At 70.5% G+C, this 13,611-nt stretch carries 13 protein-coding genes, 4 tRNA genes and 1 riboswitch; of the genes, 5 read left to right on the plus strand and 12 right to left on the minus strand.

The genetic code is table 11. The annotated features are described in order from the left end of the window. The first annotated feature begins 319 nt into the window (after positions 1-319). A complete protein-coding gene (locus FCK90_RS12090) occupies positions 320-859 on the plus strand; it encodes a GNAT family N-acetyltransferase (protein WP_246180290.1) in 540 nt (179 codons plus the stop codon). A 138-nt stretch (positions 860-997) separates the two neighbouring features. Here the strand turns inward: FCK90_RS12090 and ribH are convergent, their stop codons facing one another. The 11 genes from ribH to FCK90_RS12145 all read right to left on the minus strand — a co-directional run bounded on the left by ribH (position 998) and on the right by FCK90_RS12145 (position 11,030). Next, positions 998-1,477, minus strand: coding sequence for a 6,7-dimethyl-8-ribityllumazine synthase (gene ribH / locus FCK90_RS12095; protein ID WP_158034563.1), 480 nt, complete (start codon positions 1,475-1,477; stop codon positions 998-1,000). After that, positions 1,474-2,892, minus strand: a complete 1,419-nt coding sequence (ribB, locus tag FCK90_RS12100) for a 3,4-dihydroxy-2-butanone-4-phosphate synthase (protein WP_158034564.1) — start codon at positions 2,890-2,892, stop codon at positions 1,474-1,476. The genes ribH and ribB overlap by 4 nt, the downstream gene beginning before the upstream one ends. Next, entirely contained in the window at positions 2,889-3,605 is a 717-nt protein-coding gene (locus tag FCK90_RS12105) for a riboflavin synthase (RefSeq protein ID WP_158034565.1), read from the minus strand. Before FCK90_RS12105 ends, ribB begins: the two co-directional genes overlap by 4 nt. Before the next feature lie 11 nt (positions 3,606-3,616). Next, positions 3,617-4,852 (minus strand): bifunctional diaminohydroxyphosphoribosylaminopyrimidine deaminase/5-amino-6-(5-phosphoribosylamino)uracil reductase RibD, encoded by a 1,236-nt coding sequence (gene ribD, locus FCK90_RS12110; RefSeq protein ID WP_246180292.1) that lies wholly within the window; start codon positions 4,850-4,852, stop codon positions 3,617-3,619. Next, positions 4,849-5,652 carry a nicotinamide riboside transporter PnuC gene (gene pnuC, locus FCK90_RS12115; RefSeq protein ID WP_425481709.1) on the minus strand — a complete coding sequence of 268 codons (804 nt, stop codon included), beginning with the start codon at positions 5,650-5,652 and terminating at the stop codon, positions 4,849-4,851. Before pnuC ends, ribD begins: the two co-directional genes overlap by 4 nt. Before the next feature lie 153 nt (positions 5,653-5,805). Next, a riboswitch (FMN riboswitch) is annotated at positions 5,806-5,971 on the minus strand. Between the two features lie 15 nt (positions 5,972-5,986). Further along, positions 5,987-6,649, minus strand: a complete 663-nt coding sequence (gene rpe, locus FCK90_RS12120; RefSeq protein WP_158034566.1) for a ribulose-phosphate 3-epimerase — start codon at positions 6,647-6,649, stop codon at positions 5,987-5,989. 65 nt (positions 6,650-6,714) lie between these two features. Beyond that, positions 6,715-8,385 carry an RsmB/NOP family class I SAM-dependent RNA methyltransferase gene (locus tag FCK90_RS12125; RefSeq protein WP_158034567.1) on the minus strand — a complete coding sequence of 557 codons (1,671 nt, stop codon included), beginning with the start codon at positions 8,383-8,385 and terminating at the stop codon, positions 6,715-6,717. After that, positions 8,382-9,317, minus strand: a complete 936-nt coding sequence (gene fmt, locus FCK90_RS12130) for a methionyl-tRNA formyltransferase (RefSeq protein WP_158034568.1) — start codon at positions 9,315-9,317, stop codon at positions 8,382-8,384. The genes FCK90_RS12125 and fmt overlap by 4 nt, the downstream gene beginning before the upstream one ends. Further along, positions 9,314-9,919, minus strand: a complete 606-nt coding sequence (gene def / locus FCK90_RS12135; protein WP_158034569.1) for a peptide deformylase — start codon at positions 9,917-9,919, stop codon at positions 9,314-9,316. The genes fmt and def overlap by 4 nt, the downstream gene beginning before the upstream one ends. 67 nt (positions 9,920-9,986) lie before the next feature. Beyond that, complete coding sequence (locus FCK90_RS12140; protein ID WP_158034570.1) at positions 9,987-10,832, minus strand: cytochrome; 846 nt, start codon at positions 10,830-10,832, stop codon at positions 9,987-9,989. A 126-nt stretch (positions 10,833-10,958) separates the two neighbouring features. Further along, a tRNA-Val gene (locus tag FCK90_RS12145) sits at positions 10,959-11,030 on the minus strand. 581 nt (positions 11,031-11,611) lie between these two features. Here FCK90_RS12145 and FCK90_RS12150 point away from each other — a divergent pair. The 4 genes from FCK90_RS12150 to FCK90_RS12165 all read left to right on the plus strand — a co-directional run bounded on the left by FCK90_RS12150 (position 11,612) and on the right by FCK90_RS12165 (position 12,320). Beyond that, positions 11,612-11,684, plus strand: a tRNA-Gly gene (locus tag FCK90_RS12150). A 66-nt stretch (positions 11,685-11,750) separates the two neighbouring features. Beyond that, a tRNA-Cys gene (locus FCK90_RS12155) sits at positions 11,751-11,821 on the plus strand. A gap of 35 nt (positions 11,822-11,856) precedes the next feature. Beyond that, positions 11,857-11,931, plus strand: a tRNA-Val gene (locus FCK90_RS12160). A 218-nt stretch (positions 11,932-12,149) separates the two neighbouring features. After that, complete coding sequence (locus tag FCK90_RS12165) at positions 12,150-12,320, plus strand: antitoxin (protein ID WP_181954308.1); 171 nt, start codon at positions 12,150-12,152, stop codon at positions 12,318-12,320. A 159-nt stretch (positions 12,321-12,479) separates the two neighbouring features. Here FCK90_RS12165 and zapE read toward each other — a convergent pair whose 3' ends face one another. After that, positions 12,480-13,556 carry a cell division protein ZapE gene (gene zapE / locus FCK90_RS12170; RefSeq protein WP_158034571.1) on the minus strand — a complete coding sequence of 359 codons (1,077 nt, stop codon included), beginning with the start codon at positions 13,554-13,556 and terminating at the stop codon, positions 12,480-12,482. Positions 13,557-13,611: the final 55 nt, after the last annotated feature.

Raw genomic sequence — 13,611 nt, forward strand, 5'->3', positions numbered from 1 at the left:
CACAACGCCCACCACCAACACCAACACGACCTGGACGAACTGGAATCGGTCGGAAGTAGTTCCTCGACCGAGCGCTGACCCGCCCGTCGGTGTCGGCGGCCACGACGCCGCCGCCACCGCCCGGAAGCCCCGCCTGACACGCTCAGGCGGGGCTTCCCCCGTTCGTGGCACACAGCACCGCGCGGAGCACAACGACCTGAGAACGATCCATGGCAACCCATGGCTCGCCCATGTCCTTTGAGTAGGCTTGATGCAATCGGCATCACAACAGGGTTCGATTAGCGGATTATCGTTCGTACGAGTTCACACGGAGGGCATCTTGACCGGAACCATCATCCTGATTGCACGCACCGCCGATGTCATCCCCCGCGGCACCAAGGCCGATCTGCCCACGCGTCGCGCTCAGGCGGAGGACAAGGACGCTTTGGCGCAGCTGTTCTACTCCGCGTACGAGGCGGTGGGCCTGGACAGCGCCAACGGCGGCGTGGATTCCCTGGACGAAGCCCGCGAGGTAGTCGAGGGTCTGTTCGACGGCGAGTACGGGCCGTTCCTGCCGGAGGCCTCCCCCGTGGTCGTGAACGACAGCGGGGAGATCATCGCGGCGTCCCTGGTGGTCGAGCGCCGCAGGGGTGAGGGCCTGCCCGATGCCCCGTATATCTTCGAGCTGTTCACCCACAGCGCCCACCGGCGCCAGGGCCTGGCCGAACGTCTGGTGCGCGAGTCCGTGGCGGCCCTCAAGGAATCCGGACACGAACGCGTGAGCCTGCGCATCCGGGAGGACAATTCCCCCGCCCTGGCTCTCTACCTGACCCTGGACTTCAACCGGTGGCAGCCGGAGGCCGAGGACGACGAACTCTGACCCGTGCAGAAGCTGTCCCGGGGTATCCCCGGGGACAGCTTGAGGTGAAAGACGACGTGCGGAGGGCTCGTCGGTATCGACCGGCCCTCCGCACGTCGTCGTACCCTTCGGCCCGGATGCGGAGCTCGGGTATTCGGCTCAGGCCTTGAGGTCGCGCAGGGTGGCTGCCGTCTGGATCGCCGCGGCCGCGGCTTCGTACCCCTTGTCCTCCTGGGAGCCGGGCAGCCCGGCGCGGTCCAGTCCCTGCTGCTCCGTATCGCAGGTCAGCACCCCGAAGCCCACGGGGGTCCTCGTGCTGACCGACACCTCGGTCAGCCCCTCGGTGGCGGCCTGGCACACATAGTCGAAGTGGGGCGTCCCCCCGCGGATCACCACCCCCAGGGCGACGACGGCGTCGAACTGGGGGGCGAGGCGGGCGGCGGCGACCGGCAGTTCGAAGGAACCCGGTACCCGGAGGGTCACGGCGTCCTCGATGCCGGCATCGCCGAGAGCTCTCGCAGCCCCCGCCAGGAGACCGTCCATGATCGTGTCGTGCCAGCTCGATGCGATCACCGCCACCGACAGGCCCTCGGTGTTCAGTTCGCTCAGCCGGGTCGTGGGTGCTCCGTGGCCGCTCATGGTCTTCCTTCCAGGTCGATCGGTCCCCCGTGGGGGTGGGCGGAGTGGGCGGCGAGATCGTGGGGATCCTCGCCGGGATCGTCGAGGTGCAGGAGGTGGTGATGCATCTTGTCGCGCTTCGTGACCAGGTAGGTGCGGTTCTCGGCCCGCGCCGGCACCTCGTTGGGAACCATGGCCTGCACCCTGATCCCCCAGGATTCCAGGGCGACGGCCTTGGCGGGGTTGTTGGACAGCAATCTGACCTCGTGCAGGCCCAGCTCCTCCAGGATCGCCGCTGCCGCGCCCCAGTCGCGTGCCTCGGCCGGCAGGCCGAGGAGCTCGTTGGCCTCCACGGTGTCCACACCTCCGTCCTGCAACCGGTAGGCCCGCAGCTTGTTAACCAGCCCGATGCCCCGTCCCTCGTGGCGCCGCAGGTAGACGAGCGTGCCCCCGTGCGCCGCCAGTTCGGCCAGGGCCTGATGCAGCTGGGCACCGCAGTCGCAGCGGAAGGATCCGAAGACGTCTCCGGTCAGGCATTCGGAGTGCAGGCGCACGAGGGGCGGCCCGTCCCCCTCCAGCGGCAGCTCCGTGCCGGGGTCCAGCGCGGTGACGCTCAGGTGCTCCCCCGCCGTCGTGCCGTCGGCATCCGGAACCTGCCATCCGCGGACGGAGAAGCTCCCTTCTGGCATGGGGATCACGACCGCCTCGGAGGTGGCCAGCACGGGCCGTGTCCTCGCTGCCGCCCCTGGCGCGATGGGCGCGGGCACGGCAGGGCTCGCATGCTCTTCCCCGGGGTGGGCGGCGAGGTCCAGGTGAATGATGAGGTCCTCGATGCTGACCAGCGGCAGTCCGTGGTCGGTCGCGAAGGTCCGTAAGGCCGGCAGCCGCATCATCGAGCCGTCGTCATGCACCAGTTCGGCGATGACCCCCGCTTCCGTGAGCCCCGCCAGGCGGCACAGGTCCACCGCGGCCTCCGTATGGCCGGCGCGTTCGCGGACGCCGCCATCCACCGCACGCAGCGGGAGCATATGGCCGGGGCGGGTGATGGCGCCCGGGTCCGGTTGATCGGCCGAGAGGACCCGGGCGGTCCGGGCCCGATCCTCTGCGCTGATCCCCGTGGTGACGCCTTCGCGTGCATCGCAGGTGACCGTGTACGCCGTGGTCTTGGCGTCTTCGTTGACCTCGGTCATGGCCGGCAGCCTCAGGGCGTCCGCACGTCCCGCGGTCATCGGGACGCACAGCACACCGGAGGTGTGCCGGATGGTGAAACCGGTCAGCTCCGGGGTGGCGAACTGGGCGGCGTAGATCAGGTCCCCTTCGTTCTCCCGGTCCTGGTCGTCCACGACGACGACCGCTCCCCCGGCCGCGATGGCTTTCACCGCGTTCTCGATGGGGTCCAGGACCACACTGTCATCGTCCGGGCGCGGCGCCGTCATCGTGCTTCCCCGCTCGTCTCACGAGAGGTCTCGGGGGTCGTCTCGGGGGGCCGCCCAGGGCCGCGGAACGCCGCTAGCCTGGCGGCGTACTTGGCCATGACGTCCGCCTCGAGGTTCACGGGGTCCCCCTCGGTCTTGGCGCCCAGGCCCGTGGCTGCCAGCGTGGCGGGGATCAGGCCGATCTCGAACCACGGCTCGGTGGCGCCCGCGGCGCTGACTGCCGTGACGGTCAGCGAGATGCCGTCGACGGCGATGGCCCCCTTCTCCGCCAGAAGCGGCGCCAGGTCATGGGGAATCCCCACCCTCACGGTCTGCCATGCTCCGTGCGGGATACGGGACAGGATGCGCCCCGTCCCGTCCACGTGTCCCTGGACGATATGGCCGTCCAGCCTGCCGTCGGCGGGCAGGCAGCGTTCCAGGTTGACCACTGCCCCGGGCCGCAGGCTCCCCAGGGTGGTGCGTCTCAGGGTCTCCCCCATGACGTCGGCGGTCAGTACCTCCGTTCCGCCGCCCTCCGGGCTGGTCCCGCCCTGCGCGGGAGCCGGAGCGGAGGTGAGGCAGACGCCGTCGACGGCCAAGGATCCGCCGGGAGGCAGATCGGTGACGATGGGGCCTGCCTGGATGCGCAGGCGCGCCGAACCGTCCTCCTCTCCGCTGGGGTCGCGCTCGAGGGAGATGACCGTGCCCGTCGCGGCGACGATACCGGTGAACATGATGTGCTCTCCTAGCTCTCGGATGCTCTGTCGTGGTGCGCTATGCGGTGCCCGGCCGGACCGGGCGGTCCGTCGTTACCCGGCGGCGCGGTCGGGGCGTTGGGAGCCGGCTGCAGATGCCATAACAGGTCACTCCCGAGACGCTGCACGGCACCGCCGTCGCTGGGGTCCGGAAGGAAGCGGCGGGCCTGGGCCAAGGTGGTCACCCCCAGATCCGGGTAGGCGGGCTGCCCCGCTCCGAGCAGCACCGGTGCCTGGTAGACGATCAGCTCGTCGGTCAGATCGGCGGCGAGGAACGCCCCGACGATCTCCGACCCGCCCTCGATCAGGACATGGCGCACGCCCTCGGCCGTGAGGGCTCGGAGCACTTCGTGCGGGTCCCGGCTGCGCACCTGGCGGAAGCGCCCGTCCTCGCCCCGGACCCTGGCTGCGGCCGGAACCTCGCGCAGGCCCATGGCGACTCGCAGCGGAGCCGGCGCGACGGTGCCTGCTGTCGCGTGAGTATCCCCCGCGGGAGCGTTCCCCGCCGGCGCGCCCCGTTCGCCGGTGAGCGTCGCCGGTGCCGGGGCCGAGGCCCCGCGCACGGTGAGGCGGGGGTCGTCGGTGAGGATCGTCCCGGTCCCGGCCACGATGGCGTCCACTCGCCCCCGGACTCCGTGGGCGTGGGCCCGTGCCTCGGCACCCGTGATCCACTGGCTGGTGCCGTCGACGGCGGCGATCCGGCCGTCGAGGCTCTGGGCGGTCTTCACGGTCACGAAAGGCCGGCCTGCTCGCTGCGCCGCCGTCCAGCGGTGGTTCAGCTCGAGCGCGGGCTCCGCCCGCAGCCCCGAGCGGACCTCGACGCCGTGGGAGCGGAGGTAGGCCGCTCCGCCCGAGGCGGCCGGGGTGGTGTCCGCGGTGGCGTAGATGAGCCGGGGGATTCCCGACTCGAGGACGGCGTGCGAGCACGGACCGGTCCGCCCCTGGTGGTTGCACGGCTCCAGGGTCACGAGCAGGGTGGTGCGGCTCAGGTCCGCGCGGGACTTCCGCGCCTGGGACAGGACATCGACCTCGGCGTGCTCCGTGCCGGCACCACGATGGAACCCACGATGCAGCACCCGTCCGTCCTGGTCGAGCAGTGCGGCGCCCACCAGCGGGTTCGATCCCCGCGGGCCGCGCCACGCCGCGGAGAGCGCGGCGTCCATGGCTCGGTGTTCCGCCTCGCTGAAATCACGGTCGGCGGCTGCTCCGCCGGAACCGGCCCTCATGAGCCGCCGCCGTCAGATCTGCCCGGATCCTCCGCAGGAGCCCCGTCCGGGTGCGTCCCGGGACGGTGCACGTTCACGGATACATCGGGGAATGCGGTCTCCACCGAGACCACGGCGCCCGCCGGGGCCGGAGCACCTTCGTCGCCTCCGGTCGCGGCTTCACGGCGCTGGACCCGCCACCATACGAAGAATCCGGTGAGGGTGAAGGCGCCGTAGAACAGGTACATGGCCGCCGACGCCCAGTATCCGGCGCTGACCAGCAGCGGGACCCCGACGATGTCCACGGCCACCCAGACCAGCCAGAACTCGGTCCAGCCACGGGCCATACCCCAGGTGGCGATCAGGGAGCCGACGAAGATCCACGCGTCCGCCCACACCGGCTCGTACGAGCCCATGGCACGGAAGACCGGGGTCAGCGCCACCGTCCCGATCAGCAGCAGCGCGACGAGGAGCACTCGTTCGCGGCCGCTGGCCCAGCGGGGGGTGACCGCGGCCCCGGCATCGCCGCGGCTCTGCCGCCAGCGCACCCACCCGTACACGGCGACGGCGATGAACATGATCTGGCGGCCCGCCTGGCCCAGGAGATTGACGGGGTTGGGCGAGCCGAAGACGGTGCCCATGAAGACCGTGAAGAGCAGAGCGTTGCCGACGATCCCGATGGGCCAAGCCCAGACCTTCCGGCGCATGCCGCCCAGCGCCGAGAGCAGGCCGAAGACATTGCCGAGGACCTCGCGCCACAGGATGAACCCGGAGCCGATATGCAGCTGGGCGTCGAAGAGCCACCGCAGAAAGTCCAACATCTCGCCTCCCGCCCGTACCCGGACCACCTGTACCGGCCGAGGAACGGCCGTTCTGCGCGGGCTCCGCCGCGCTGGTACGGGCGCCGGCCAAGCCGACCGGCGGCTTCGAGACTGATGGCATGGGAGGGCAGCAACACGCCACACGGGCGGTCGCTAGTGCTCCTCCCATCCAGACTGTTCTGTCGGCACCGGAATCTCACCGGTCAGGCCGAAACGCCTGCGGCCGGCTCTCCCGCGAATGCTGAGGGAGGCCGGACGCTGCGCTCGGTTAGCGGGCTGTCACCGCCGGCTCGGAATTTCACCGATCTCGGAGCACGTCGTGTCGTGAGCCCGATTATGGCACGTTCGAGGCCGCAACGCGCAGCGCATCGATCGCCGCGGCAGGGTCGTCGGTGCCGTAGACCGAGGAACCGGCCACGAACACGTCGGCACCGGCTTCGGCGGCGCGGAGGATGGTCTCCTCCGTGATGCCGCCGTCGACCTGCAGGGCGACCTGTCCGCCGCCCGCACGGATGGCCTGTGCAGCACGGCGGATCTTGGGGAGGGTCACCTCCAGGAAGCTCTGCCCGCCGAATCCCGGCTCCACGGTCATGATCAGCAGCATGTCGATCTCCGGCAGGAGGTCCAGGTAAGGATCCACCGCCGTGGCCGGCCGGAGCCCGAGACCCGCCCGGGCGCCCTTGGCACGCAGCTCGCGAGTCAGGCGCACGGGTGCCGCCGCGGCTTCGGCGTGGAAGGTCACGGAGTCGCATCCTGCCTCCGCGTAGGCAGGGGCCCACCGGTCGGGATCCTCGATCATCAGGTGCACGTCCAACGGCACCGGTGAGATCGCCTTCAGCCGTTCGACCACCGGCAGCCCAAGGGTCAGGTTGGGCACGAAATGCTGATCCATGACGTCCACGTGCGCGGCGTCGGCAGTGGCGATCCGGGCCAGTTCGGACTCCAGATTGGCGAAATCCGCCGACAGAATGGACGGGTTGATGCAACAGCGGGACACGGTTCCTCCTCGTCGGCGGCCGCCCGTCGGAGCGGGATGCGGCCGGTTTCTCTTCTGCGGTGGTGCTACTCCGAGATCCGGGTCTGACGGAAATGGGCGATGAACATGGCATCGGTGCCGTGCACATGGGGCCACAGCTGCACGGTGGCGGCGTCCGCGGCCGCGTGCGCCCCCTGCGCTCCGGCGTACGGCCTCGCGGGGTCGGCGTCGCCGGCCAGGGCGCCGGGCAGGGCCGCCTTCCGCACGGGGGCTCCGGCGTCCACGAGCTGCAGTCCGGGGCGGGTCCGCAGCAGGTCGTCGACGGCCACGGTCGTCTCCGCGGCGTGCGGGGAGCAGGTGGCATAGACCAGCAGGCCGCCCGGGGCGAGCGCATCCGCCGCAGCCTGCAGCAGCTCCAGTTGCAGGACGGTCAGCTCCGCGAGGTCCCGGGGCGTGCGCCGCCAGCGCGACTCCGGACGACGACGCAGGGCGCCCAGTCCCGTGCACGGGGCATCCACGAGAATCCGGTCGAAGCCCGTGGGGCCCGCCTCTTGGCTCCCCTCCCGGCTCCCTTCGTCGGAGCCATCGGACAATGCCCGACGCCCGGCATCGGCCGCGGTGATCTCACGCCCGTCACCGGCCCGCACGCTCCAGGCCCGGTCGGGGACCACGGCCAGTGCCTGGCGGACCAGGTCGGCCCGGTGTCCTGCGACCTCATTGGCCAGGAGGTGCGCTCCGGTCTCCGCGGCCGCCGCAGCGAGGAGGGCGGCTTTGCCCCCGGGCCCGGCGCACAGGTCGAGCCAGCGTTCGCCGGGCTGCACCGGGGCAGCCGCCACCACGGAACGGGCCACCAGCTGGGAGCCGGCATCCTGGACGCGCACCCGGCCCTCCCTGACCTGCGGGGACCGGCGGAGATCCCCGCCGCCGCTGATCGCAGCGCCCGGGACGAGAGTGCTGGGCTGCGCCCCGTGCTCGATCTCCGGCTCCAGCTCCCCCAGCCCGGGCAGGGCCACCAGGTGCACCGAAGGAGCCGCGTTGTCAGCGGCCAGCAGATCGGTCAGTTCGCCGCTGCGCCGTCCGTGGACGGTCAGCGCCTGCTTCATGGCACGAACGATCCACACCGGGTGCGAGGTCTCCAGCGACAGCCTCGTGAGCTGATCGGCGCCGTCGGTCAGCTTCGCGAGCCACTGCGTGAGGTCCTCGGCGGCGACCTTGCGCAGCACCGCGTTGACCAGGCCGGAGGGTCCGGCCCCGATCTCCGAGCGCGTCAGTCCCACGGTCTGGTCGATGGCCGCGTGATCCGGGATCCGCATGGCCAGCAGCTGGTGGGTGCCCAGACGCAGGGCATCGAGCACCGAGGGGTCGATCTTCGCCAGGGGCCGGTCCACGCACCGGGCCAGGACCGCGTCCCAGGTGCCCTGCTGGCGGAGGGCACCATAGGCGAGCTCCGTGGCCAGCGCGGCGTCGCGCCGGTTCAGGCCCAGCCTCCGGATCTGCTCCGGGAGGACCAGGTTCCCGTACGCGTCATTGGCCTCCACGGCGCGCAAGGTCCGGTAGGCGGCCAGCCGCGCCGGGTCAGCGCCCCGGTTGCGCTGCGAGGGCGCCGACGAGGAGAACTGCCGATCGGCCATGCCCCGGCGGTTGCGCTGCCTGCCGCGGCTGTCCCGCCGGTCGCTCCCGCGATCGTCACGGCGGTCGTCACGGCGATCGTCACGGCTGTGCCGGGGCCCCCGCGAGTCCCTGTGGTCCTGGCTCATACGAACTCCGCTCCTCCGGTCGTGCCATCCGCACCGAGCCGCCCTCGGGCCCAGTCGCCGGCGGCCATGGTCTTCTTACCCGCGGGCTGCACTTGCAGCAGTTCGACGGCATGCGTCGATGTGCCGACCAGCACTCGTTTGTCCCGCAGGGTCACCGCGCCGGGTGCCAGGTCGGTGACCCCGGGGTGCTCGGCCACCCGGTCGGTGATCTTGAACCGGGCACCGTCCATCTCGGTCCATGCTCCCGGTTCCGGGGTGACGGCGCGAACGCGTGCCGCGATCTCCGGGGCCGGGCGACCCCAGTCGATGCGGCCGTCCGGCCCGGTCAGCTTCGACGCCAGGGAGGCCTGCCCGGCCTGGGGGCGAGGCTGCACGCCTGCGACCAGGTCCCTGAGGGAATCCAGCAGCACCGGCGCTCCCAGATCGCTCAGGCGGGCCAGGACCGTGCCCGCCACGTCGTCGTCGCGGACCGGCTCCGTGAAGGTCCGCAGGACGGGGCCGGTGTCCATGCCCTCTTCGAGCACGAAGGTGGTGGCCCCCGCGGTCATCTCGCCGGCCAGCAGCGACCGCTGGACGGGTGCGGCCCCGCGCCAGGCCGGCAGGATCGAGAAGTGCAGGTTCACCCATCCGAGGGGCACGGCGTCGAGCGCGTCGCGCTTGAGCAGCGCGCCGTAGGCGACGACGGCCGCTGCCTCCGCGCCCGTCCGCCGGATCCGCTCGACGGTCTCCTGATCGACCCGGTTGGCCTTGATGACGGGCAGTCCCAGCTCGTCCGCCGCCGCGGCGACCGGTGACGGCCTGAGCACCTTCTTCCGGCCGACCGGCGCGTCCGTGCGCGTCAGCACGCCCACCACGTCGATGTCCTCCGCAGCGGCCAGGTGCCGCAGGGGGGCTACGGCGACATCGGGGGTCCCCGCGTAGAGCACCTTCATCGCCCACCACCCGGGAAGCCGGTCGTGGAGGAGCCGCCGAAACTGGAGCCGCGTCCCGACCCGAGGGAGGCGGCGCGCTGGCCCTGCACGTCCGCGACCACGTCGGCGTACTCCCGCTGGCGGATGGCCTTCATGGCTTCCTTCTTGGCCGCTCCGCGTAACCGGTCGACGTAGAGCGTTCCGTTCAGGTGGTCGTACTCGTGCTGCAGGCAGCGCGCGAGCAGCCCCTCGCCGCTCACGGTGAGGGGCTCACCCGCCACCGTGAACCCGTGCACCGTGGCCGCTCGGGCCCGGGGCGTGGGGTGGCCCATCCCGGGAACGGACAGGCAGCCTTCCGAGCCGTCCTGGGGCTCCTCGCCGACCGTCAGCTCGGGGTTGACGACGTGCCCGATCTGGCCTTCGACGTCGTAGACGAAGATCCTCAGCCCCACGCCGATCTGAGGGGCTGCGAGGCCCACCCCTTCGACGTCGTGCATGGTCTCGATCATGTCGTCGACCAGGTCCTGCAGATCGTGGGTGCCTGCGTCGTCGAAGTCTCGGACGGGCGAGGCCTGGGAACGCAGGACCGGGTCGCCGATGGTACGGATGGGGCGGACTGCCATGAGGCGAGGGCCTCCTCGGGTTGACGGCGTGGGTGGCGTGGAACGGACGGAGCTGACAGGGCAGAGTTTAGGACGCCGGTGGCGGCGGCACCGGGCGCAGCTGCGCTCCGGCTCCCGCGAGTCGCCGCTCATGGGTCCAGACGCGCTGCAGGGCGCAGAATTTCCGCCAGTGGGCTTCGAGGACCTCCGGGATGGCCTGCTGGGCGACCACCTCGGTGGTGCCCACCGCCACGCCCAGGAGCAGGTCGGCCTGCCCGAAGCGCCACGGCTCCCATTCCCCGGATTCGGCGTCCACGAGCTGCTCCTCCGCCTTGAGACCCGCCACCAGCTGGGTGACCACCTTCGGGTCGAGGGACTTGACCCGGCCGTTGCGGTCCGTGGCCTTCGTCTTGTAGTCGATCAGGCACACCTTCCCGGCGATCTCCGCCACCAGGTCAAGAGTCCCCGCGTAGCCCACGGTGTGGTTCCAGACGGTGATCTCGGCTGCCAGCGGCTTGGGCGAGTACAGCTGCCACCATTCGTCGAACCGCGCCGCGTAGGCGTCCTCCCGGTGCGTGGCCAGGATCTCGCGGGCCCGCTGCCTCTCGTGCGGCAGGCCCATCGCCTCCAGGGCGACCTGTTCGCAGTAGTCGTGCACCCTGTCGCCGCGTTCGGCGGCCCGGTCCCGGTAGCGCTCGGCCGCCCCCGCCGCGTCCCGGGCGACGGTCTTCATCCGCGACGGCGAGCCCAGCGCGCCGGGCAGGCGGTCGTCCCCGATCACGGCCTGGGCCGCCAGCCATCCGTGCCAGCCCCCCAGGTCGTTGGCTGCACATCCCAGAACGGTGGTGATCGACGGGACGGTGGCCACGCCTCCTGCCACCCGGGCGTACATGCGCCCGGATTCGGTCTGCTCGGCCAATCGGGGTTGGGTCATCGCTTCTCCAACGATCTACCCGCCCCACACGATCTAGCTGGGACGGGTGCTGTTCCAGGGACTCCGGTACGGCAAGAGCCCCACCCCCAGCTAGATCGTCTGGGGGTGGGGCTCTTGCATATCTTGTGCGCGATACTGGGATCGAACCAGTGACCTCTTCGGTGTGAACGAAGCGCGCTACCGCTGCGCTAATCGCGCCTTTCGACCTGGAAACCATAGCGCACCACGAGCCTGCTCGCCAATTCGGCCGCGCCGGCCCCGGATCTGCCACCCCTGAGTGGGCACACGACGCACAGGTGCGCCATCCATTCCCTCCTGGTTCCCCACGGCCAGCACCCGCGATGCGCGCCCCACCCGGCAGAACTCCTCGAGTGGCCCAAGAGAGTGCGTTCACGCCCCTGCGCGCCTCAAGCGACCTCCTGGAGTGCGCTCCACGCCTCAGACGCACACCACAGGACCACTCGATCGCTGAGGGAACACGGCGGGGCCGTTCGAGAAGGGAGCGTCGCGCTCTGGAGCCGCACCCGAGGGACTGTCCAAGGGACTGCGCCCGCGGGATCGGGCGGATCCCCACGGGCCCCGCGGCTCGATTTGCGCGGCGCGATTCAGGTGGCCTAATGTCTACGCCTGTCGGAACGGCGAGCAGCCCGAAGGACGCAGAGCGACAGTCCTGCGGAGCGCGGCTGCACGCACTGTCCGCAGCCGAGGCACCGGGCGAGAGCACGGAAAAGGCTGTGATACAGTTTCCGATCGAACGTCAGCCGAAAGGCAGATGGTTCGCGGTTGTAGCTCAGCTGGTAGAGCATCACCTTGCCATGGTGAGGGTCGCGGGTTCGACTCCCGTCAACCGCTCGGAGAGCATCATCTTCGGATGCATGCGATCAATGAGAAGGCCAGGTCCGCAAGGACACAGGTCCCGGTGGGGTGGCCGAGTGGTTAGGCAGCGGCCTGCAAAGCCGTCTACGCGGGTTCGAATCCCGTCTCCACCTCGGTTCCCACCCAGCTCGCTCCCCCGGGAGCATGAGCGCGATTGGCGCAGCGGTAGCGCGCTTCCCTGACACGGAAGAGGTCACTGGTTCGATCCCAGTATCGCGCACCAGCACAGAAGGCCCCGACTGAAGCTTCAGTCGGGGCCTTCGTCGTACCCCCACACCCCCGCCGAGTGGATACCTAGTTGCGCCAAGGGGCCCGACAGCGCAACTAGGTATCCACTCGGCGGGAGGGGGCGACGCGCCCGGGGACTTCCGATGTTGCGACATGGACCGCGGGCAGTGGATAGTGGTCTCGTCAGATGACATCGAACGAGAGGAGACCATCATGGTGGATCTCGGAGGAATGGCAGACAAGGCCAAGCAGGCAGCTTCGGACAACCCCGAGGCCGTCGACAAGGCTGCTGACACGGCCAACGACAAGACCGGCGGCCAGTACGAGGATCAGATCAACTCCGCCAAGGACAACCTCACTGGCGGCGGCGACGACGAGAACTGATCCCCGGATCAGCGCTCGGCCGGCCCGAGAGGGTCGGCCCTCGTGCGCCTGAGGGGCGGCACCATCACGGTGCCGCCCCTCAGTGCTTCCCGGCCGACTCGACCTGGCGCAGTGCCGGAGATCGCCGCAGCCGACGACGTCGGCCGGTCCCTCAGCCGCTCACAGCAACGGCTGCGCGGGCATCTGCCCCTCGCGAGCCAGAGCCGTCAGGCGCGAGACGGCGCGCGAGTACTTCTTCTGATAGCCGCCGGCCATCATCTCCGGGGTGAAGATCTGATCGAACGGCACCCCCGAGCTGATGATCGGCAGGTCGCGGTCGTAGAGGCGATCGGCCATCACCACCAGACGCAGAGCCAGAGCCTGCTCGTCCACCGTGCGCACACCGCGCCACACGATGCCGTCGAGCCCCTGGACCATGGCCCGGTAGCGCGAGGGGTGCACGCGGATCAGGTGCTCCAGGATGTCCTCGAAGTCATCGGCGGACACGACCTGGTCGTCGCCGAAGCGCTCGTCCGCGGCGGCCTCGAGCTGATCGTCGGCCAACGGGGCAGGCGCCTCCGGCAGGCCGCGGTGGCGGTAGTCCTCGCCGTCGATGCGCAGGACCTCGAACTGGTCGGAGAGCACCTGGATCTCGCGCTGGAAGTCCTGTGCTGCGAACCGGCCCTCCCCCAGGGATCCGGGCAGCGTGTTGGAGGTCGCAGCCAGGCGCACGCCCGCATCCGCCAGCTCGCGCATCAGCCGCGACATCAGCACGGTGTCGCCGGGATCGTCGAGCTCGAACTCGTCGATGCACACCAGCGCATAGCCGCTGAGCGCCTCGACCGTCTTGCGGAAAGTCAGCGCACCGACCAGGTTGGTGTACTCCACGAAGGTGCCGAAGGACTTGGGCCCCGGTGAGGCGTGCCAGAGGGACGCCAGGAGGTGGGTCTTGCCCACACCGAACCCGCCGTCGAGGTAGATCCCCTGCTTGGAGCCCTTGTCTCCCCCGCCGTTCGAGCCCCCGAACATCCGGGAGAAGAACCCTCCGCCCTTGGAGCCGCTCCCGGGACCGGAGATGCTGCGGGCGAACCGCTGCAGTTCCTCGACGGCCTGAGCCTGCGAGGGCTGGGACGGGTCCGGACGGTAGGTGCCGAAGGAGACCTCGCCGAAACGTTCCGAGGGACGGAACCCGTCCAGCAGCTGCTCCGCGGATACAGCGGGACGACGTTCCACGAGGCGCTCGATCTGCGGACTCACGCTGCTACCTCTTTCTGGCCTGTCCTCACGGCGTCAGGCTCTCTTGCACGGGTGT

The sequence above is a fragment of the Kocuria coralli genome, from assembly GCF_008831305.1.
GTDB lineage: Bacteria > Actinomycetota > Actinomycetes > Actinomycetales > Micrococcaceae > Kocuria > Kocuria coralli.